Below are 24,122 nucleotides of genomic sequence, written 5' to 3'. Positions count from 1 at the left end.
TAAATAAAATATATGATCATTAATCCTATACTAAGCTTTTTTACGTCTTTATCCATTTTTCTAATACTGGGACCATATTTAATCAAACAGCTAAAAAAAAGTCAGATTCATCAAATAATTAGAAAATGCAATCCTAAATCACATTTAAAAAAAAAATATACACCCACCATGGGTGGAATACTAATAATATTTTCAATTATTATGTCAACGCTTCTATGGACAAAATTATCCAACCCTTACGTAATATTTTCCATTATAATTCTAATTGGATATGGAGTAGTAGGATTCATAGATGATTATAAAAAAATTATTTACCAAAACGAAAACGGTTTATCAAATTTTAAAAAATTTTTTCTTCTATCAAGTATTGCTTTTATAGTGATATTATTAATATATTATAAATTTAATGATCAATCTATGAATAAATTAATATGTCCATTTTTAGAAGAAATTACTTTTAAAAATAAAATTATATGTATATTACTATCATATTTTACAATAGTTGGAACCAGTAACGCTGTCAATCTAACAGACGGACTAGATGGATTAGCAATAGTGCCTATAATTTTCGTCGCTACTAGTTTATCAATAATATCAATAATTAGTGGAAACATAAACTTTTCACAGTATTTTAATACAATTTATATACCTTATGCTAACGAATTAACAACTATTTGTACTGCTATTATAGGTGCTAGCATAGGATTTTTATGGTTTAATACCTATCCGGCTAGAATATTTATGGGTGATGTAGGATCTTTGTCTTTAGGTGGAATTATTAGTATTATTACTGTTTTACTACGACAAGAATTACTTCTAGTTATCTTAGGAGGATTATTTGTAATAGAAACATTATCAGTAATTATTCAAGTAACATATTATAAATTTACTCAAAAAAAAATATTTAATATGACTCCTATTCATCATCATTATGAACTAAAAGGATGTCCTGAACCACAATTAGTAGTTAGATGCTGGATAATTTCATTCATATTAATGTTAATTGGATTAATCATCTTAAAGGTTTAACAATGATTTGTAACTATTCTAATAAAAAAATTCTTATATTTGGAATGGGTATAACAGGTATATCATGTATAAATTTTTTTTTATCTAAAGGAATATTTCCTAAAGTTATGGATACTTGCAAAAATCCTAAATACATAAAAAAGATATTAAAATTTAAAAATATATCCTATCACATAGGATCTATTAATTATTCTTGGATACTAGAATCTACACTAATAATTGTCAGCCCAGGTATAAATTCTACACATCCTGCAATTACATTTGCACTGAAAAATAATATAGAAATTATTGGAGATATTGAACTATTTTTAAGAGAAACTAATACTCCAATAATTTCCATTACAGGTTCAAATGGAAAAAGCTCAGTTACTATGATGGTAAACAAAATAATTCAAAAATCTAGATTTCGTGCCTACATAGGTGGAAATATAGGAATTCCAGCATTAAGTATTCTTAATAAACCCGCTGATTATTTTATATTAGAACTATCTAGTTTTCAATTAGAATATATATTTAATTTAAAATCATATATTTCAACTATATTAAATATTACACCTGACCATATGGATAGACATCATTTAGGAATGGAACAATATATCAAAATCAAACAAAAAATTTATAAATATTCTAAGATATGTATAATCAATATAGATGATCCATTATCTTGCAACAAAAAAATAAAAAATAAAAAATATATTTCTTTTGGACTTAAAAAAGGAGATTATCATCTTGACTATCAAAAAAACAACACATGGATTTGTTATAAACAACAAAAGTTATTAAATACTAAAGAATTAAAAATATTTGGACAACATAACTATATTAATGTTTTATCAGCATTATCCATAGTACATGAACTTAAAATAAATCTAGATGATAGCCTTTCTGTACTAAAAAATTTCTTAGGATTACCACATAGATTTCAAATAGTCAATAAAAGTAATAATATTTTATGGATTAATGATTCTAAATCAACCAACGTAGCAAGCACTGTATCTGCAATAAATAGCATACAAAAAACCACACAAAGCAAAATTAGATTAATATTAGGAGGAGATAGTAAATCTGCAAATTTTACACCATTAAAAAATATACTCACAAATAAATCTATTGTGATTTATTGTTATGGAAAATGCAAAAAAAAAATATTTAACTTACATCCACATAAATCTATATGTTCTGATACACTATCAGAAATTATATATTTAATATTTAAGCAAGTAAAACCTACAGACATAGTCTTACTATCTCCTGCATGCAGTAGTTTAGATCAATTTTCTGGATTTAGAGAAAGAGGAAACACTTTTACAAGATTAATAAAACACTTAATTAAAACACAAAAATAATTTTAGTTTATTTTAAAAATGTATAAAAACTTTCAAACGAAATTATACGATATAAAATTATTATGGGTTACTATATGTCTAATTCTTATAGGCACTACAATGATTATTTCTTCTTCTATATCTATAGCTGAACACATATACCATGATATATTTATATTTGTTAAAAAACAATCTTTATACTTAATAATATTATTATTTCTGTTTAAAATATTTCTTAATATACCCATTTCTTTTTGGAAAAAAAATAATAAAATTATACTTTTTTTTTCCATAATTACATTATTACTAGTATTAATATTTGGACATTCTATCAATGGGGCTTCAAGATGGATTACAATAAACTATTCTATAAGTATGCAACCATCTGAATTAGCAAAACTATCAATATTCTTTTATTTATCCGATTATTTATCTAGAAAACATTCCGAAATAATAAGTAACTTCTGGGGATTTTATAAACCAATAATTATAATATCTCTTATATCTATTTTATTATTAGCTGAACCTGATCTAGGAAGTGTAACAATAATCCTTTTAACTACAATATCTATATTATTTATTTTAGGAACAAAAATATGGAAATTTTTATTTATTGTATTGATGTTTTTAATAACTTTTATCAGCTTAATAATACACACTCCTTATCGAATTAAAAGAATAATATCTTTTTTACATCCTTGGGAAGATCCTTTTGGAAAAGGATATCAACTTACTCAATCATTAATGGCATTAGGAAGAGGAAATGTCTTCGGAACAGGTTTAGGAAACTCAATACAAAAACTCGAATATTTACCTGAAGCGTATACAGATTTTATACTTTCCATTATAGGTGAAGAATTAGGATATATTGGGATATGTATAATATTATCTATGTTATTTTTTGTTTCATTTAGAGCAATTCAAATAGGAAAAAAATCACTAAAATATAAAAATATGTTTTCTGGATATCTTGCAATTTCAATCGGATTATGGTTAATATTCCAAACTTTGATTAACGTTGGAACAACTATTGGTTTATTACCCACTAAAGGATTAACATTACCTTTAATTAGTTATGGAGGATCTAGTTTAATTATTGCTTCCATTTCTATTATGATACTTTTACGCATCGATTTTGAATCACGTATAACACAAATACAAGCATTCCAAAAAAATAATATATGAAAAAAAAAATTATTATTATGGCAGGAGGAACATTAGGACACATATCTCCTGGTCTAGAAATAGCTAAATCTCTACAAAAAAATGGATGGAAAATATTTTGGATAGGATGTGCTAATACTATGGAAGCTAAAATAATACCAAAATATAATATCCCGATAAATTTTATCAATACAACCGGAGTTCGAGGAAAAAGTTTTTTAAACCTAATTACTATTCCTATAAAAATAATAAGAGCTTGTTATCAAGCTCAAATAATTATAAAAAAAATAAATCCTGATGTTATTCTAGGCATGGGAAATTATATTTCTGTTCCAGGAGGCATAATATCATATTTATATAATAAACCATTAATCATACATGAACAAAATAGAGTGTTAGGATTAGCTAATAAGCTATTATCAAAATTTGCTACAATAAATATGCAAGCCTTTCCTAATACAATCAGAATTAAAAAAAATAGTATTACTGTTGGAAATCCTATTCGAAAATCTATTAATAATCTAAAATTTTCTTACAAACGATTTAAAAATAGATTAGGACCACTAAAAATATTAGTAATTGGAGGAAGTCAAGGAGCAGAAATATTTAATTTTACTTTTCCTAAAGTAGTAAAAGTACTAAAAAATAAAATAATTTTATGGCATCAAGTTGGAAATACAAATATAAAAATAATGAAAAAAATATATGAAAAAATGATTAATTATAATATATATAAAGTTACACCATTTATTAAAGATATATCCAAAGCATACTATTGGGCAGATTTAATAATCTGCCGATCAGGAGCTTTAACAGTAAGTGAAATACAACATGTTTGTTTACCTGCAATATTTGTACCATACCCACATAAAGATAAACACCAATACTGGAATGCTTTACCTTTAAAAACAGCTAAAGGAGCAAAAATAATTATGCAATCTAACTTTAATGCTGATATTATAATTTCTATCTTAAAAAATTTAGATAGAAAAACATTAATTAAAATGTCTAAAAATTTATCTACTAATTATAAAATAAACTCCACACAAAAAATCACTCAAATTATTGAAAAATTAGTACTTTAATTCTTTTAAATATTATTAAAAATGACTTAAAACTAGTTAAACGTAAATTTTATATAAAATAAAAATTTTATAAAAATTAATACTCTTTATTTATCTATTTTAAATATGAAAAATATCTCACACATTCATCTTATAGGAATTGGAGGATCCAGCATGGGAGGAATAGCTGAAATTTTGTTTAAAAAAAACTTTACTATTACTGGATCAGACATTATTTCTAATAATATTACAAAAAAATTATCTAATTTAGGAATAAAAATATTTTCAACTCACCAAAAAAAGAATATCCAAAATGCAAATTTAATAGTTGTATCTAGTGCAATTCAACCAAACAATCCGGAAATAATAGCAGCTAACAATTCAAAAATACCTATAATGCTAAGAGCAGAACTAATTTCTAAAATTATCTATTCTAAATACAATATAATAATTGCCGGAACTCATGGAAAAACATCTACAACCGCAATGATATTTAATATATTTGAAGAAAACAAACTATATCCTACACTGATTAACGGAGGATATGTAAAATCAATCAACAACAATGTGAAAATAGGAAAAAATCCATTTTATTGCATTTTAGAAGCAGATGAAAGTGATGCTTCTTTTCTATATTTTACACCAAATATTAGTGTTATAACTAATATAGATAAAGACCATATAGAAAAATACAAAAAAAATTTTAATAACCTAAAATCAGCATTTATAAAATTTATCCATAATCTTCCCATAAACGGAACTGCAATTTTATGCCTGGACGACAATACTATTCAGAGTATAATTCCACACATAAAAAGAAAAATTATTACCTATGGGTTTAATAAAAATGCTGATTTAAGAATAAATAATTACCAACAAAAAAAATTTACTAGTACATTTATCGTAATAAGAAAAAATAAACCTATTCTAAAAATAAATCTTAACGCACCAGGAAAATTTAATGCTTTAAACGCTACTGCTTCCATTGCTGTAGCTATTCAAGAACATATAAGTGATAAAATAATCCTAAAGTCATTAAAAAATTTTCAAGGCGTAAACAGAAGATTTGAATCACACGGTGTATTCAAAATTCCTTTAAAATTACATAAACAGGGGAAATTTTTACTAATTAACGATTACGGACATCATCCAACTGAAATTTTAGAAAGTATTCACACAGCAAGAACTGGATGGCCAAATAAAAAATTAATAATGATTTTTCAACCACATAGATATACTCGAACAAAAACTTTTAAAAAAGAATTTAGTCATGTGCTTTCCAATGTAGATGAATTATTTCTTTTACAAGTATATCCTGCTAATGAATTAGAATCTTATGGATCAAACAGTTTTTCTTTATACAAAGAAATTAAAAAAAACAAAAATATTTCTGCAACTTTAATTATAGATTTAAATACACTATTTAAAAAAGTTACGTCAAAACTATCAGGAAACGATTTAATACTAGCACAAGGTGCAGGAAATATAGACGATATTATCGAAAAATTCATTATACAAAAACTATAAAGTGAATATTATGAAAAAAAAAATTGAAAAAGTAGCTGTTCTATTAGGCGGAGTATCACAAGAAAGAAATATATCTTTACTATCAGGAAACAACATACTTAAAAGCCTATTAAAATCTAAAATTAATGCTGTGCCTGTAGATACAAAATTTTTTCCTATCACACAATTAGCATATCAAAATTTTACAAAAGTCTTTATAGCTTTACACGGTAAAGATGGAGAAAACGGTACTGTACAAAGTATTTTACATTATCTCAACATTCCTTTTACAGGAAGTAAAACACTTGCTTCTGCTATATCACTAAATAAATTAAAAACAAAAATATTGTGGAAAGGTAATAATTTACCCATTATTCCTTTTTGTTACATTAAAAAAAATGAATTCAAAAAAAAATTTTTCAAAATATTCAAAAAACATATTTTGCCATTAAAATTACCTATAATTATAAAACCAAATCAAGAAGGATCCAGTATTGGTATCACAATTGTAAATAAATACGAATACTTATACAAAGCATGTAAAACAGCATTTTTGTTTGATGATTTAATCTTAATCGAAAAATTCATATATGGACAAGAATATACAATTAGTTTTTTAGACAAAACAATACTTCCTATTATAAAAATAAATCTTGAAAATAATGAATTTTATAATTATCAAGCTAAATATTTTTCTAAATCTACAAAATATTTATGCTCCAGCGGACTAAATACAGAACAAGAATTAGAACTAAAAAAAATGGCATTATTAGCATGGAAAACTTTAGAAGGATCAGGATGGGGGAGAATTGATGCAATTATGGATTACAAAAAAAGATTTTGGTTGCTAGAAGCAAATACTTGTCCAGGAATGACAAAAAAAAGTCTATTTCCTTTTTCAGCAAAAAAAGCAGGTATATCTTTTTCAGAACTAGTAAAACAAATTCTAGAATTAGCAAATTAAAATTAATCTATTTAATAATATAAAAAACACAATTACAGTTCAACATACAATTAAACAAATTAAACAATACAAATGCATCCTTATTTTTTTTTAATTCTTTAAATACTTTAATATAAAATATTTGTAAAATAATAATATTCATAGAAAAAGCTAAAATTATCAATTTTTATTTAACAAAATGAGAATGAAAAATAATTAAATAATTAATTTATTAAATATTCCTATATTTTAAAATCAATATAACACTTTGTAATTTTTTTTAAATAATAATAATTACCACAATATATTGTTAATATTAAATTTATTGGAATATGTTCCATATCAATTTAACTAATAAATTTTCAATACTAATTTAAAAAATTCTTACAGTTAACTGCATTTAACACGATAAAATATTAAAAATAATACATATTTGTTTAAAATAAACTTCAAATATAAAAAACATCTTATTTTTTGAGATAAATTATGATTAAAGTAATAAAAAAAAAACTGATAGTGGGATTGGAAATCGGAACAACTAAAACGGTAGTAATAGTAGGAGAAATATTAGATGAAGGAATCATCAATATTATCGGAATAGGTACAAGTAATTCTATAGGAATAGATCGAGGCGTGATAAATGATCTCAAATCTATAGTAAAATCTGTAAAACAAGTTATTCATCAAGCTGAAAAAATGGCTAATTGCACAATTTCTTCTATATATTTATCTTTATCTAACAAATATATAAACTGTCAAAATGAAATAGGCATAATTCCTATTTCAAAAGAAGAAATAACTCAAGAAGATGTAGATTACGTAATACATACTGCAAAATGCGTAAAAATACGCAATGAACATAAAATATTACACGTAATTCCACAAGAATATTCTATTGATCAATACACAGGAATAAAAAATCCAATTGGATTATCTGGATTTAGAATGCAAGCTAAAGTACATTTAATAACTTGTCACACAGAAATAAAAAAAAATATTATCAAAGCAGTAGAAAATTGCGGAATAAAAGTTGATTACTCAATATTCTCAGGAATAGCTTCAGGAGAATCAGTATTAACAAAAGAAGAAAAAAATCTTGGAGTGTGTATTGCAGATATAGGAGGAGGAACAATAGATATTGTAATTTACATTGACGGAAAATTACAACATAGTTGCGTCATACCATATGCAGGAAACACTGTAACTAATGATATTTCTTACGCATTTAATATACCATTTTTAAATGCTGAACAAATAAAAATAAAATATGGATGTGCTGTACAAAATACTAACTCTACATCTGAAGAAATTAAAATAATAAATCTTGACAACATCATAATTAAAACTATCGAACAAAAAAAATTAAATGAAATTATCGAACCACGATATACAGAACTATTAACACTAATTAATTTAGAAATTAATAATACTCAAAAAAAACTCAATAATTTTGGAAATATAAATAAATTACGGGCTGGAATAGTACTAACAGGAGGTGCTTCAAATATTAAATTACTCAAGAATTGCGCAGAAAAAATATTTAATTTTCCAATTAGAATAGGATATCCTCACAAAATAAATATAAACATTAAAGATAATTACAATATAAAACAGATGTGTTATTCCACTGCCACTGGATTATTACATTTTGGAAAAAAATATTATTTTTCTACTGAAAAACTAAATAATTCTAGTAATTTTTTTGTAAAATGTTTGAAACATATTAATAACTGGATTAAAAAAGAATTTTAAATTTTTGTTTTAAAACTTAACAAGGATATAAAATTATGTTCGAATCAAAACAATTAAATAATAATGCGATAATAAAAGTTATTGGAATAGGCGGAGGAGGAGGAAATGCAATAGAATACATGGTAAAAGAAAATATAGAAGGAGTAGAATTTTTTGCCGTAAATACAGATTCACAAGCACTACGAAAAATTAAAGTGGACCAAACAATACAAATAGGAACTAATATAACAAAAGGACTAGGAGCTGGTTCCAACCCAGAAATAGGAAAAAATGCAGCTGAAGAAGATAAAGAAAACTTAAAATCCATTTTAGAAGGAGCAGATATGGTATTTATAGCCGCAGGAATGGGAGGAGGTACAGGAACAGGAGCAGCACCTATAATTGCTAAAATTTCAAAAAAACTAGGAATCTTAACAGTTGCAATAGTTACAAAACCCTTTCATTTCGAGGGGACAAAAAGAATGAATTTTGCTGAACAAGGCATCTGTGAATTATCTGAGCATGTAGATTCAATTATCATCATTCCAAACGACAAATTATTAAAAGTACTTTCTAAAGGTATTTCTTTATTAGAAGCATTTGATACAGCTAATAACGTTTTAAAAGGAGCAGTTCAAGGAATTTCAGAACTAATTACTAAACCAGGATTAATCAATGTAGATTTTGCTGATGTAAAAACTGTAATGTCTAAAATGGGACATGCAATGATGGGAACTGGAATATCATCTGGGGAAGAAAGAGCAAAAAAAGCATCAGAAATAGCAATTTCTAGCCCACTATTAGAAGATATTGATTTATCTGGAGCTAAAGGTGTACTAGTTAATATTACATCAGGATTAGATATAAAATTAGATGAATTTGAAACTATAGGAAATACCATTCGATCATTTTCATCCAATCATGCAACTATTGTAATTGGAACATCTTTAGATACAAATATAGAAAATACGTTAAGAGTTACTATAGTAGCAACAGGAATTGGTAAAACAATTAAACAAAATACTACTAATCCTTCCAAAGATCAACCTCCTAAAAATGTTTTATTGCATTCCGATAGTATTAAACCCAATCAAATTTCTTATACACAAGACTATTCTAAAAAAAATATCTATAATGAATTCAATAAAAATTCAAAAATAGACAAAAATACCGATTATCTAGATATACCTGCATTTTTAAGAAAAAAATATGAATAAAATTAAATGTATAACATATATATTTATTACTAAAATTTAAAATTTTAAAAAAAATTGTTATAAACAAAAATGTTAAAATGTATTTATTAAATAAAATTTATATACATTTAAATTAACTATATATAACTAAAGTTAATTAAAATATTTTATATATATTTTTTTTCTTATAAATTTATATATAATAATATCTATTATAAATATCTAATCGTAAAAAACATATTTCAATACTTTCAAATAAAATTTTATGAACATAAATATCAGCGCAAAAAATATAAATTTATCATTTTCTAACTCAGCAATAAAAAAAATAAAATATGTAGTTAAAAAAAAAAATATTCCAAATCTAAAATTTAGAATTTATATAATAGGAGGAGGATGTAGTGGATTTCAATATAAATTCAAATTTGAAACAAATAAAAATGAAAATGATATTATCATAAATATATATGATAATGTCATAATCATAGATCCAATTAGTTTTCAATATCTTCAAGGTGGAAACATAGATTACATAGAAAATTTAGAAGGATCAAAGTTTATAATATCTAATCCACAAGCTAAAATTACCTGTGGATGCGGATCTTCATTCAGTATCTAAAACAAAATAACAATCGTAATTAATAAAAAAAACTAAAAATCTAAAATTCCAAATTAATTTCATATTAAAGATAAAATTCACCACATTTCTTACTAATAATATATAAACATAACATCTTTAAAATTTAAATAATATAAAAATTATTTAAATTTAACTATAAAAATTAGAAACAATCTTAAAAAAAATACTACATTTCTGTGATATAAATATAAAACAAAATTATTTATTAATAAAAAACTTATATTACGTTAAAACTTATTAAATAAAAATTACTTTTATAATTGTTTTTCTATTAAAAAAATCTATCTTAATAACTTTAAACACAATTTAGGACAAATATAAAATTGTCCTAAATTATCTTGTAAAAAATAAACTTATCTTTAAATTAATAAAAAATTTTATTCATCATACAAAACTATACTGTTTATATTTTTTTTATTAAAAACGCTTAAAAATTTTAATAATAAAAAATATAAATGTCTAAATATATTGAATTAAAAAAAAATAAATTCAATATACACTAAAAAATTTTATCAATATTTATTAATAAAATTTATTTTTATAATAACTATACAATATAGTAAAAATACTGCCAATTAATAATTGATACTTTAATAAAATACCACTTATCTACATATAATATCTGCGATAGAAAAATATAAAATATTTTAAATAGAATTATTTTAACTTTAACTTAAAAATTAAATATACATTTGCTACTGAACAATAAAACATTTAAATATACTTCGTTGCATAATAAATATTGTAAAATTTTTATAAAAATATCCACATACATCAGTTTTTATTATTAAAGTATAAATATTATAATTTATTATTAATTAAATCAGTAATTGTTCCTTGAAAAATTTGAGAAGATAAATTAATTGATTCATATAAAGTAGGATGAGCATGTATTGTTAGAGATAAATCTTCAGCATCACATCCCATTTCAATTGCCAATGATAATTCTCCTAATAATTCACCTGCATTGACGCCAACTATAAAACCACCTATAATTTGGTTAGTTTTTTTATTAAATATTAACTTAGTCACACCATTTTGACATTGTGAAGATACTGCACGTCCTAAAGTTTTCCAAGAAAATAAAGAAGCTTCATAACTAATATTATTTCTAATAGCTTCTTTTTCAGTAATACCTACCCAAGCAATTTCAGGATTAGTATACGCTACACATGGAATAACATACGGATCAAAATAATGATTTTTACCAGATATAACTTCTGCAACTATATGACCTTCATGTGCTCCTTTATGAGCTAACATAGGTTGACCGATAACATCTCCAATTGCGTAAATATTAGAAATATTAGTACAAAATTGCTTATCTACATTAATAAATCCATGAGAATTTATTTTAACTCCTGTATTAGAAATTTTTAATGTATCTATATTAGGAATTCTTCCTGTAGCTACTAAAACAACATCATACAATGAAGAAAATTCACTATTACTATCATTTTTTATATAAGTTAGCAATCCTTCTGGTTTAGATACAATGTTGATGACTTTAGAATTTAATAAAATATTAAAATCACTTTGAATAGAAGAAATGAAAGTATTCATTACATCCCTATCTAAATGAGATAATATTTCATGAGAATTTTCTATGATATCTATTTTAGAACCTAAAGAACTATATACAGTAGCCATTTCTAAACCTATAATACCACCTCCTATAATCAGCAAACGTTTTGGAATATCTGGAATTAATACTGCTTTACTAGAATCCCAAACTCTAGAATCATTATATGGAATATAAGATAATTTTTTAGCAATGGAACCTGTTGCAATAACAATCTTGTCAAATGAAATAACGCAAGTATTATCACAATTCTTTACAATAATACTATTAGTATTTAAAAATTCAGCATGACCAATTACTACTTTAACATTTCTTTTACGTGCCATACTTTCTATGCCAACACTAAAATCATTTATTATTTTCTTTTGACTATCTTGAACTTTTTTTAAATCTATAGAAAAATCCGAAAAACTTATTCCTAATTCAGATAATTTCCTAGAATCTTTAATAACTTTAGCTATATGTAATAAATATTTAGAAGGAATACAACCAACATTTAAACACACACCTCCTAAAGTATCATATTGTTCTACTAATACAGTATTTAAACCCAAATCTGCACAACGAAATGCAGCAGAATACCCAGATGGACCAGAACCAATAATTACTATCTGTGTATTAATTTTTTTACTTGTCATTATCTACCTATTTAATATAGTTATGTTGTGATTAATTTAGTACAACTATCTATAGGAATATAGATCTCTAATACTTCTTTATCAAAAAGACAAAAATTACATAAATATAATATATAATAAGAAAAATAATTTTTTCATAGTTATAATCTCACGTTACATTAACAATAAACGAATATCAGATAAAACATTACTTATAAAAGTAATGAATTTAGCAGCTTCTACCCCATCAATAGCACGATGATCATAAGACAACGATAAAGGTAAAAACAATTTTGGAATAAAACGATCATTGTTCCAATATGGTTTAATTGAAGTTCTAGAAATACCTAAAATTGCTAATTCAGGATAATTTATAATTGGCGTAAAATATGTACCTCCTATTCCACCCAAATTAGATACTGTAAAACTACTCTTTACTTGAACATCCGAAAAATTTATTTTCCCTAAACGAGCATTATCCAATAAAATACACATTTCAGAAAATAAATTAAAAATACGTTTTTTATTTACATGACTAATCACAGGAACTAATAATCCTTGATTCGTATTAACCGCAATACCTATATTTATACTGTTATTTTGTACTAAAAAACTTCTATCTTTTTTAATCAATAAACGACTATTAAATTTAGAAAATTTTTCTAATGCAACAGCAACAGCTTTTATAACAAAAACTAAAATAGTCAATTTTTTAGAAGTATCCGATAAACTATCATTATATTTTTTTCTAAAAATATCTAATTCAGTAATATCCGACTCATCAAATTGTGTGACATGTGGAATTGTTAACCAACTTGAAAGTAAATTTTCACTAGAAATTCTTTGTATTTTAGTTAATTCAATATTCTTCGACAAATCATCAATGACATTATTATCACCATGATAATTCATTTTTTTATTATTATCTGCATAATTACGCTTATTTTGTTGTTTTTGTGATTTATTACGATAAAAAATTACATCTTCTTTTAAAATTCTAAATTTTCTACCACTACCTACGACGTTCTCTAATTTTATATCATATTTTCTAGCCAAACGACGAACTATTGGACTAGCATACACAACATAATTCTTATTAGTATCATTACATGTTATGTCTTTTTCCTTTGAACTAACATATTTACTAACACTATGTTCAGAAGATAATAATGAATTTTTATTTAATCGTGAAGAATCTAAATTATTTAATATTAAAATTAGTCCACCAGTTGCTATTTTACTTCCCACATGTACTTTTATATCCTTAATTTTTCCTGAATGCAAAGTTGGTATTTCGATTGATGCTTTTTGTCCCTCAACTGTAATTATTGAATCATTTTTTTTAACTTGATCTCCAATTTTTACTAAAATCTCAACAACTTCTACTAATTCTATACCAAGTTCAGGCATTTTAACTTCAATATCCATTAATTTTTACTCCTATGCTAAACGCGGGTTAATTTTGTCTATATCAATATTGAACCGATTTATCGCGTTAACAATAGTATTGTTATCCACACTCCCAAGTTTTGATAATTCTCCGAGAACAGCAAGAACTATATAATGCTCATCAATTTCAAAATAACTGCGCAATTTTGGACGACTATCAGAACGTCCAAATCCATCCGTTCCTAAAACGCGATAGCTTATTGAAGGAACATAAGCTCTAACTTGTTCAGCAAATAATTTCATATAATCAGTTACAGCAATAGCTGGTAATTTACTCATACTTTTAGAAATAAAAGGAACTTTTTTTTCTTTCGTTGGATGTAATAAATTCCATCTTTCGCAATCTTGTCCATTTCTAGCTAACTCAGTAAATGAAGTTACACTATATACTTCTGATCCTATATCATAATTTTTTAATAAAATTTTCGATGCTCGCAATACACATTGAAGTATAGAACCAGAACCTAATATTTGAACCTTAATATTAGTTTTACCAAAACATTTTAATCTATAAATTCCTTTACAAATACCCTCATTAATATTATCCAACATACCTGGCATTAAATAACTTTCATTCATCGTTGTAATATAATAATAAATATTTTCTTGATTAGAACCATACATTCTATTCAAACCATCATTTATAATTACAGCAAGTTCATAAGCATAAGAAGGATTGTACGATATACAGTTGGGAATAGTTAATGCTTGAATATGACTATGCCCATCACCATGTTGTAATCCCTCTCCATTTAATGTAGTTTTTCCCGAAGTACCTCCTATTAAAAACCCTCTTGCCTGTTGATCCCCTGCAGCCCAAAATAAATCACCAATTCTTTGAAATCCAAAAATAGAATAAAAAATATAAAACGGAATCATAGGAAAATTATTTGTACTATAAGATGTAGCAGCAGCTAACCAAGAAGCAGCAGCTCCTAATTCATTTATTCCTTCCTGTAAAATTTGTCCTTGCTTATCCTCTTTATAATAAGAAAATAATTCTTTATCTTGAGGTATATATTTTTGTCCATTAAAACTATAAATTCCTATTTTTTGAAACAATCCTTCCATCCCAAATGTACGTGCTTCGTCTGCAACTATTGGAACAATTCTGTTTTTAATAAAAGTATTTCTTAATAAAATATTCAATATACGAATAAATACTACAGTAGTAGAAATTTCTTTTCTTTGTTTTTCTAACAAAGAATTAAAATCACTCAATTCAGGTAAAACAATAGTATTAGTAAAATTAGATAATCTCGTAGGAAGATATCCACCTAATATTTTTCTACGTTCATGAAGATACCTATGTTCTTTACTATTAATATCAAAAGATACATACGGTAATGATTCAATTTCATGATTCTTTACTGGAATTTTAAACCTATTTTTAATATGAATTAGACCATTAATATCTATTTTTTTGATTTGATGAGCTATATTTTTACCTTCTGCAATATCTCCCATTCCATATCCTTTAACCGTATGCATTAATATTATTACTGGTTTTTCTTTAACAGAATTAGCTTTTTTAAGAGCTGCATAAATTTTCTTAGAATCATGACCTCCTCTATCTAAATTCCAAATTTGTTCATCTGACATATCCTCTACTAAACGTCTCGTTTCTATATACTTTCCAAAAAAATGTTTTCTTATATAAGCACCATTTTTAGATTTATATGTTTGATAATCTCCATCTAAAGTTTCGTTCATTAATTCTATTAATTTTCCGCTAACATCCTTTTTAAACAAAATATCCCATTTACTACCCCAAATTACTTTAATAACTTCCCAACCACATCCTTTAAATACATTTTCTAATTCAGAAATAACTTTACCATTACCTATAACTGGACCATCTAATCTTTGCAAATTACAATTTACAATAAATATTAAATTATCTAATTTTTCACGTGCAGCAATAGAAATAACTCCTTTTGATTCAGGTTCATCCATTTCACCATCTCCTAAAAATGCATAAACTTTTTTGTTCTGAGTATCCTGTAAATTTCTATGCTGTAAATATTTTAAAAATTTAGCTTGATAAATCGCACATACAGAACTTAATCCCATAGAAACAGTAGGAAATTGCCAAAATTTTGGCATTAATTTAGGATGTGGATAAGAAGATAAACCCAAACCTCCAATTTCTTGTCTAAAATTATCTAACTGTTCTTCACTAAATCTTCCTTCAATAAAAGCTCGAGAATAAATTCCAGGTGAAATGTGGCCTTGAAAATACACCAAATCTCCACCATCTTTTTCATTAACTCCACGAAAAAAATGATTAAAGCATACTTCATAAATAGTCGCTGCTGATTGAAAAGAAGACAAATGTCCTCCCAATTCTAAATTCTTTTTTGAAGCTCTTAATACCATCATTATAGCATTCCAACGAATAACAGAACGTATTTTATACTCTATATACAAATCTCCTGGATATTTAGGCTCTAACTCTACTGGTATAGTATTAATATAATTTTCTCCAGCATTATCTGTAATAACCTTAATACCCTTCTTAGATAAAAATTTACTGACAGCAGTAAAAATAAAAACAGCTCTATCTAAACCTTCCTTTGAAATAACTGATTCAATAGATTCTATCCATTCATGTGTTTCAAGTGGATCTATATCCTCTGACAAATACTCTATCATAAAATATTCCTTATTAATTATTTTAGCAAATTTATTTATTAATCTAATTTAATTTCTATATTCTAAATTTTTATATTTTGACTTAAAAAAATAAAAACTATTTAACATAATATACAAAATATTGTTACTTAATTAAATTATACCATTAACTATCTTTACAAAAAATTTAAGATATCCATATATTCTGTTATATAAAATATCAATAAAAATTCAGTTTTTATTTTTCGATTACTCATCAAAAATAAAAATAATAGATATTGAAATTTACATAAAAATATTAAACATAAAATTAAATATACAAAAGTTACATATTTCTATAAAAAATTTGACTAAAAAAATTAATTTTATATTTCTTGATTATTAAATATCATATTTTCTTGTTCTGAAACTTTTATAAAAGTTGTTCGTTTTGTTAATTCTTTTAAAGTGAAAGCACCAACATAAGTACAAGTAGAACGTAAACCACCTAAAATATCACTAATAGTTTTCTTTACAGAACCACGAAATAATACTTTTACTGTTTTACCTTCCGGAGTTCTATATCTAGCCACACCACCAATATGACGATCCATAGCAGATTTAGAACTCATTCCATAAAAAACCATATATTGTTTATTATCTTCTTCAAAAACAACACCTTCACATTCTCTATGTCCTGCTAACATACCTCCTAACATTACAAAATCAGCTCCTCCACCAAAAGCCTTTGCAATATCTCCTGATACAATGCATCCTCCATCACTAATAATTTGTCCCCCTAAACCATGTGCCGCATCTGAACATTCAATAACAGCAGATAATTGAGGATATCCTATAGCCGTTTTAACACGTGTAGTACACACAGATCCAGGACCAAGACCTACTTTAACTATATCAGCACCAGATAAAATTAATTCTTCAACCATTTCTACAGTAACTACATTCCCTGCACATATAATTTTATCCTGAAAACATTCTCTAATTTTTTTTAAAAAAGTTACAAATTTCTCAGAATATCCATTTGCTACATCTATACAAATATATTGCAAATAAGAAGATAACGATAAAATTTTTTTTAATTTTAAAAAATCTTCATCTAACATACCAGTAGATACCATTACATGCTTTACTACTTTAGTAGAAGTATTATTAATAAAATTTTTCCAACTACAATAAGAATAATATTTATGAATAGCTGTTAATATACCAAAAGACGATAACACTTCAGCCATTTTAAAAGTACCAATAGTATCCATATTAGAAGCAATAAGAGGAATTCCTAACCACTGTTTCTTAGAATTTTTAAATATAAAATTACGTGTCAAATCAACTTGAGATCTACTATTTAATATAGATCTTTTAGGCCTAATTAATACATCTTTAAAACCTAATTTAATATCCTCTTCAATACGCATATCTTTTCATTTATCTCTTTTTGAAAAATACATCATTTAAAAACACTAAACAGGTAAAATACTCACAATTATAATCTTTAATAATTAAAAAATACTTGAAAATTTCAATAAAACATTTCTAAAATTAAAATTACAAAATTTATATTAAATAATTTAATTGAAATTAATTAAAAGTATAAAATTTAAAATAATTTGATATAATATTTAAATAATTAACACAAAAATCAAACTACACATACACTTAAAACACAAAATATATAAAAACAAAAATATAGAGCAATAAAAATTAAATATCAGTAAATTCATAAATGTTAAATATTATACTTTACATCAAAATTCTTATTTTATTAAAATACAAACATAAATAAAACAAACAAAAATTTTATAAAACAATAAAATATTAATTTAAAAAAATAAGAATAAATCAATAATATATTATTGAATTTGAAAATAATACTTAGTTATTTTATTGAAAATAATTTATGATGGGAGATGAATTAAGAATTAACTTACATAACAAATAGTAAATGTTTAAAAATAAAAATTTTTGTATTATTCTTCAAATTTAACACTATACTAAAAACTAATCCATAAATAATTTAAAAAATATAAATAATTATTAAAAATTTTTTAACAAAATTTACAAACAAGTATTAACCTTTGTTTTATAAAAAACATATTTTATTAAAAAGATCATTAAATATTATTAATTTAATTTTTAAAAACATTGACGTCTGATAAAATAGAAAATATTTCATACCTAATAGATTTTAACATGCTTTCAAACATAAAAAAAGATTCTCGTTTATATTCCTGTTTAGGATCTTTTTGAGCATAACCTCTTAAATGAATACTTTGACGTAAATATTCCATAGCAGATAAATGCTCTTGCCAAAAATAATCTAAAGATTCTAACAAAATCAACCTTTCATATTCATGAACATCATTTTTATTAAGTGTACTAATTTTTTTTCTATATTTATCATACATTATTTGAACGATAAAACTTATTATATCCGATTTATAGATAGCAACATTATTTTTAAATCGATTAAAAACACAACATAGTATTTGATATTTCTGTTTTAGATAAACTTCTAGTTCTAAAATTTGTAGAGAGTCTTTTATTAATTCTTTTTTTATAAAACCATCTATAATTTTAGATACCACATCATTATAAATATTTTTTATAACACTATGAATATAAATATGTGTTGAATTTATTATATAATTACGAATATAATAAAATACTTTTCTTTGATCATTAAATACATTATCATAATCTAATAATTGTTTTCTTAAATCAAAATTACGACTTTCAACTTTTTCCTGAGCGTTTAAAATAGCTTTAGTAACAAATGGATGCGTAATTGCTTCACCACTTTTTATTCCTATTGCTCTCATAATGTTTATAATACGTTCAGAAATAAAAATCCTCAATAAAGAATCTTCCATAGATAAATAAAAACGAGATGAACCAGGATCTCCTTGACGACCGGATCTACCTCTTAATTGATTATCAATTCTACGCGATTCATGCCTCTCAGTACCTATAATATGTAAACCACCAGATTGTAATACTAAATCATGTTCTTTCTGCCATTTACTAATTTTATCTTTTAATTTTGTATCATTATAAGACGTCTGTTTTAATACAGAAAAATCTAAATTTCCTCCTAATACTATATCTGTACCTCTACCTGCCATATTAGTTGCAATAGTAATTGCTTGTAATTTTCCCGCTTGAGAAATGATTTCAGCTTCTTTTGCATGGTATTTAGCATTAAGTACATTATGTTTTATTTTTAATTGAGATAATTTTTTAGAAATAAATTCTGATTTTTCAATCGATACAGTACCTACTAATACTGGTTGTTTTCGTTTAAAACAGTTTTTAATATCTTCTATAATTGCGTCAATCTTTTCTAATTCAGTCATATACACTAAATCAGGCATATCCTTTCTTATCATAGGGGAATTAGTTGGAATAACTACCGTATCTAAATCATAAATTGAACGAAACTCAAACTCTTCAGTAATAGCAGTTCCAGTCATACCTGATAATTTATTATATAAACGAAAATAATTTTGAAAAGTAATAGATGCTAATGTTTGATTCTCATGTTTTATTTCTACTCCTTCTTTAGCCTCTATAGCTTGATGCAATCCATCAGACCATCTTCTACCTTCCATTGTTCTTCCTGTATGCTCATCTACAATTACTATTTCATTATTTTTAACTATATAGTCAATATTTTTAAAAAATAAATAATTAGCTCGTAAAGCAGAAATTATACCATTCATTAAAGATATTTTTTTAGCAGTGTATAAAGATTCTCGAGTTTTTATTAATTTTGCACCTATTAACCACTCTTCTATTTTAATCAATCCTCTTTCTGTTAAAAATACTTGACGTTGTTTTTCATCAATATAAAAATGTCCCTTTCCAATAAATTCATCTGAATCTTCTTTTTCTTGACTCAATAAAATTGGAACAATTTTATTAATTTTTACGTATAATTCCAAATCATCTTCAATAAATCCAGAAATTACTAAAGGAGTTCTAGATTCGTCAATTAAAATAGAATCCACTTCATCTACAAGTGCATAATTTAATTCTCTTTGAACTTTGTCTTTACTAGAAAAAACCATATTATCTCTTAAATAATCAAAGCAAAATTCATTGTTAGTTCCATAAGTTATATCTGCATTATAAGCCAATTTTTTTAATACAGAGGATAACCCAGATACGTTAACACCAACAGTTAAACCTAAAAAATTAAATAAAATACTATTTTTTTCAGCATCTCGTTTAGCTAAATAATCATTCATAGTTACAATATGAACACCTTCCTTTTGTAGTGCATTCAAATAAATTGGCAATGTTGAAGTTAAAGTTTTACCTTCTCCAGTTTGCATTTCAGCTATACATCTTTGATGAAGTACTATACCTCCTACCAACTGAACATCAAAATGACGCATACCAAATATACGCTTACTAGCTTCTCTTACTGTTGCGAAAGATTCAGGAAGTAACTCATCTAAAGTTTCTCCATGTTTCAAACGTGTACGAAATTGATATGTTTTTTCTTTTAATTCTAAATCTGATAATTTTTTGAAATTACATTCTATACTATTAATTTTATAAACAATTTTTTCAAGATTTTTTAATATTCTATCATTTCTATTAATAAATAACTTTCTAAAAAATTTTTTCATCATATTAAAATACTCATATCTAAAATATTTTCCAAATCATATTTATTATATATACCAATATAATTAATTTATAAGAATATATTCATATGATAAAATTATGCATAAATTACATAGCCTAACTTTATTGTTTTTTACAAAAATATAAACATAAAATTATTTTATATTGAATAAAATTGTAAATTAAAATTCAATATATAAAAATTAAAAATATTTAATATTAAAAAATTATTAAAAATTTATATGTTTTTTAAACAAACTAAAAATAAATTAATTATAAAATTATACTTAATAAATTATCTATAAATAATCAAAAAAAATAAATATTATATAAAAAATAATATCTATATAAAATTTATTTTATATTTTTAAATAAATTAAATCTTGTTGCAAAGCTTGCATTTAATATAAAAAAATACAGAATAAAAAATTTATAAACATAATGAATAATGACAAATATTCATTAAGTCTTCAAATATAATAATTTACCAAAATTTTTATTTTAAAAATAAAAAAAATAAAATGAAATAAATTAATTATTATTTCACATCAAAATAGAAAAAAAACTAATATTTTACAAATCAACATATAATTAACCAATAATTAATTAAAATCACAATTTTATAATTTACTAAAAAAAATACATTTGTTATTAAGTGCTATATACTCATTTTTTAGTAATAAAACATTGAATAATAAATTTAATAATACATAATATATCCACATTCAGTAACTACTTTAACCAAATATTATTTAAATATAAATATATAATAAATGACTATTTTAAGATAGTACAACATTGAATAAATTTAAAATTTACAATTCTGTATTTATTAAAAACAAATTTAAAAAATTAAACAAAATCATTAAAATTGAATTTATAGATTTTAGAAACGATAAAAAAAATATGATATCTAAATATTTTTTAATAAAAAATGATTGTTCATTATTTGTTTCAAAATTTACTAATATGAAAAATTCAAATTAGAAAAATTAATGTAATTTTTTAATAAATATACTAAAATTTTTATACACGTTATTCTATAATATTCTATATTAAAAATTATTTAAAATTTCACTACCTAAAATATTATTTTAAAAAAATTATTTTTCAATAGTATAAATTAAAATAAAAAATCAATTTAAAAATATTTTAATAAATGAATTATAGTAATTATTAAAATAATAATTTTTATTAATATTAAAAATATACCCTTCCAAAATAAATTTAAATTATCCACTAACTTTATCAATTATATTTTTAGATACAACTATTTTTTTAAATTTTTCTTTATTTAATCTAATTATGCAATTTCTTAAAATACTCTCTATTAATATTTTAGCTCTTACATCTCAGATAATAAAAAAAAATTAACTTCCTAACACTTTTTAATACCATATGTTATTATCTAATAAAAATCTGTTTCTAAAATTGATGTAAATCATCAAAATTCCAAAAAACAAATTTGTTAGATTTTATATCCAAAGGTTTAATTCTAAATTTATCAAATAAATACCTATCAATAATGTTTTGTTGAAATAACAAACACAGCACTCTGTTTCTACGATATAACGTTAATTCTGGATTCTTAAAAGGATTATATAATGAAGCACCTTTTACCATACCTACTAATAAAGCATATTGATCCAGCCTCAACTCATTAATAGGTCGATCAAAATAATAAATACTTGCTAAAGGAAATCCACGAATCTGTTTATTTCCACTTTGTCCTAAATAAATTTCATTTAAATATAATTCAAGTATTCTATTTTTACTATATTTAAAATCTAAAATTAACGCCATATATATCTCATTAAATTTTCTCCATACAGTACGTGCATTAGTTAAAAATAAATTTTTAATCAATTGCTGAGTTAATGTACTACCACCCTGCATTATATGACCAAAAACTATATTTGTTAAGAAAGCTCTAAAAATAGCATATAAACTTATTCCACTATGATTATAAAAATCTTTATCTTCAATGGCTAATAAAGATTTAATTAATATTTTAGGAAAATTATTTTTAGATAAAAATAAATATTTTTCTCCTTTAAAAACTTTTATCATAGAAATTAATTGAGAATCTAATCGTAATTCATTAAAAATTTTATTTTGAGATAAATTTATAATTTTAACTAATTTATTTTTGTTAAAAATCAATTTAACAACTATTTTTTTTTCAAAACCATTTAAAAAATAAAAAGATCTCCTAATTAAAATTAGAGAATGTTCATATACTAAAAATTCTCCAGACATAGACAAATAACTAACTTGTTTATATCGATTATTTTTTAACATTAAGACAATTTCATTTTTATTATAACAATCACCTACTTTTAAGGTAATAATCCTACTATAAGCTGAAACTGGTACTTTCCATATTTTATCACATAATAATATATTAATTTTCAAATCTAAATAAATTCCATATAAAATTATTACCAACAAAAAAATAAAAAATAAACAAAAAATTTTTACATTCCATTTTAAATTTATTTTAAACACACTAGGCACCCATTATTATATTAAAGTTACTTATTCTTATTCTTAAAATAAAACTTTAAATAAATAATATAAATTAATAAACTATCTAATATATTTAAAATA

At 23.7% G+C, this 24,122-nt stretch carries 15 protein-coding genes; 9 read left to right on the top strand and 6 right to left on the bottom strand.

The features are described 5' to 3' along the window. Positions 1-12: 12 nt before the first annotated feature. The 9 genes from mraY (at position 13) to erpA (ending at position 10,577) form a co-directional block, all read left to right on the top strand. A complete protein-coding gene (mraY, locus tag UAR70_01000; GenBank protein ID XBC39923.1) occupies positions 13-1,029 on the top strand; it encodes a phospho-N-acetylmuramoyl-pentapeptide-transferase in 1,017 nt (338 codons plus the stop codon). A gap of 2 nt (positions 1,030-1,031) precedes the next feature. Then, on the top strand, positions 1,032-2,375 hold the full coding sequence (gene murD, locus UAR70_00995; GenBank protein ID XBC39980.1) for a UDP-N-acetylmuramoyl-L-alanine--D-glutamate ligase: 1,344 nt from the start codon (positions 1,032-1,034) through the stop codon (positions 2,373-2,375). A gap of 18 nt (positions 2,376-2,393) precedes the next feature. Next, the gene (ftsW, locus tag UAR70_00990; protein XBC39922.1) at positions 2,394-3,539 is read left to right on the top strand and encodes a cell division protein FtsW; all 1,146 of its coding nucleotides are present in this window, start codon (positions 2,394-2,396) and stop codon (positions 3,537-3,539) included. Continuing rightward, positions 3,536-4,603, top strand: coding sequence for an undecaprenyldiphospho-muramoylpentapeptide beta-N-acetylglucosaminyltransferase (murG, locus tag UAR70_00985; protein ID XBC39921.1), 1,068 nt, complete (start codon positions 3,536-3,538; stop codon positions 4,601-4,603). Before ftsW ends, murG begins: the two co-directional genes overlap by 4 nt. A gap of 105 nt (positions 4,604-4,708) precedes the next feature. Then, on the top strand, positions 4,709-6,109 hold the full coding sequence (murC, locus tag UAR70_00980) for a UDP-N-acetylmuramate--L-alanine ligase (GenBank protein XBC39920.1): 1,401 nt from the start codon (positions 4,709-4,711) through the stop codon (positions 6,107-6,109). A gap of 10 nt (positions 6,110-6,119) precedes the next feature. Next, positions 6,120-7,052, top strand: a complete 933-nt coding sequence (locus UAR70_00975) for a D-alanine--D-alanine ligase (GenBank protein ID XBC39919.1) — start codon at positions 6,120-6,122, stop codon at positions 7,050-7,052. A 465-nt stretch (positions 7,053-7,517) separates the two neighbouring features. Further along, on the top strand, positions 7,518-8,783 hold the full coding sequence (gene ftsA / locus UAR70_00970; GenBank protein ID XBC39918.1) for a cell division protein FtsA: 1,266 nt from the start codon (positions 7,518-7,520) through the stop codon (positions 8,781-8,783). 35 nt (positions 8,784-8,818) lie between these two features. Continuing rightward, entirely contained in the window at positions 8,819-9,979 is a 1,161-nt protein-coding gene (gene ftsZ, locus UAR70_00965; GenBank protein ID XBC39917.1) for a cell division protein FtsZ, read from the top strand. 244 nt (positions 9,980-10,223) lie between these two features. Next, a complete protein-coding gene (gene erpA / locus UAR70_00960; GenBank protein ID XBC39916.1) occupies positions 10,224-10,577 on the top strand; it encodes an iron-sulfur cluster insertion protein ErpA in 354 nt (117 codons plus the stop codon). 822 nt (positions 10,578-11,399) lie between these two features. Here the strand turns inward: erpA and lpdA are convergent. The 6 genes from lpdA to UAR70_00930 form a co-directional block, all read right to left on the bottom strand. Further along, on the bottom strand, positions 11,400-12,818 hold the full coding sequence (gene lpdA, locus UAR70_00955) for a dihydrolipoyl dehydrogenase (protein XBC39915.1): 1,419 nt from the start codon (positions 12,816-12,818) through the stop codon (positions 11,400-11,402). A gap of 153 nt (positions 12,819-12,971) precedes the next feature. Continuing rightward, complete coding sequence (locus tag UAR70_00950) at positions 12,972-14,225, bottom strand: 2-oxo acid dehydrogenase subunit E2 (GenBank protein XBC39914.1); 1,254 nt, start codon at positions 14,223-14,225, stop codon at positions 12,972-12,974. Between the two features lie 12 nt (positions 14,226-14,237). Next, positions 14,238-16,901, bottom strand: coding sequence for a pyruvate dehydrogenase (acetyl-transferring), homodimeric type (gene aceE / locus UAR70_00945; protein ID XBC39913.1), 2,664 nt, complete (start codon positions 16,899-16,901; stop codon positions 14,238-14,240). A 344-nt stretch (positions 16,902-17,245) separates the two neighbouring features. Then, entirely contained in the window at positions 17,246-18,295 is a 1,050-nt protein-coding gene (locus UAR70_00940; protein XBC39912.1) for a GMP reductase, read from the bottom strand. 711 nt (positions 18,296-19,006) lie between these two features. After that, positions 19,007-21,517 carry a preprotein translocase subunit SecA gene (secA, locus tag UAR70_00935; GenBank protein XBC39911.1) on the bottom strand — a complete coding sequence of 837 codons (2,511 nt, stop codon included), beginning with the start codon at positions 21,515-21,517 and terminating at the stop codon, positions 19,007-19,009. A gap of 1,420 nt (positions 21,518-22,937) precedes the next feature. After that, positions 22,938-24,020, bottom strand: a complete 1,083-nt coding sequence (locus UAR70_00930) for a transglycosylase domain-containing protein (GenBank protein XBC39910.1) — start codon at positions 24,018-24,020, stop codon at positions 22,938-22,940. Between the last annotated feature and the right edge of the window lie 102 nt (positions 24,021-24,122).

It is taken from the genome of Buchnera aphidicola (Chaetogeoica yunlongensis), from assembly GCA_039829965.1.
Lineage (GTDB): Bacteria > Pseudomonadota > Gammaproteobacteria > Enterobacterales > Enterobacteriaceae > Buchnera_B > Buchnera_B aphidicola_BA.
Note: the sequence above shows the minus strand (reverse complement) of the source record. Positions and strands in the feature narration are given on the sequence as shown.

Bases quoted from the DNA above. Each gene is read 5' to 3' on its own strand.
- mraY (XBC39923.1), top strand. From the start codon at position 13: ATGATCATTAATCCTATACTAAGCTTTTTTACGTCTTTATCCATTTTT.
- murD (XBC39980.1), top strand. From the start codon at position 1,032: ATGATTTGTAACTATTCTAATAAAAAAATTCTTATATTTGGAATGGGT.
- ftsW (XBC39922.1), top strand. From the start codon at position 2,394: ATGTATAAAAACTTTCAAACGAAATTATACGATATAAAATTATTATGG.
- murG (XBC39921.1), top strand. From the start codon at position 3,536: ATGAAAAAAAAAATTATTATTATGGCAGGAGGAACATTAGGACACATA.
- murC (XBC39920.1), top strand. From the start codon at position 4,709: ATGAAAAATATCTCACACATTCATCTTATAGGAATTGGAGGATCCAGC.
- UAR70_00975 (XBC39919.1), top strand. From the start codon at position 6,120: ATGAAAAAAAAAATTGAAAAAGTAGCTGTTCTATTAGGCGGAGTATCA.
- ftsA (XBC39918.1), top strand. From the start codon at position 7,518: ATGATTAAAGTAATAAAAAAAAAACTGATAGTGGGATTGGAAATCGGA.
- ftsZ (XBC39917.1), top strand. From the start codon at position 8,819: ATGTTCGAATCAAAACAATTAAATAATAATGCGATAATAAAAGTTATT.
- erpA (XBC39916.1), top strand. From the start codon at position 10,224: ATGAACATAAATATCAGCGCAAAAAATATAAATTTATCATTTTCTAAC.
- lpdA (XBC39915.1), bottom strand. From the start codon at position 12,818: ATGACAAGTAAAAAAATTAATACACAGATAGTAATTATTGGTTCTGGT.
- UAR70_00950 (XBC39914.1), bottom strand. From the start codon at position 14,225: ATGGATATTGAAGTTAAAATGCCTGAACTTGGTATAGAATTAGTAGAA.
- aceE (XBC39913.1), bottom strand. From the start codon at position 16,901: ATGATAGAGTATTTGTCAGAGGATATAGATCCACTTGAAACACATGAA.
- UAR70_00940 (XBC39912.1), bottom strand. From the start codon at position 18,295: ATGCGTATTGAAGAGGATATTAAATTAGGTTTTAAAGATGTATTAATT.
- secA (XBC39911.1), bottom strand. From the start codon at position 21,517: ATGATGAAAAAATTTTTTAGAAAGTTATTTATTAATAGAAATGATAGA.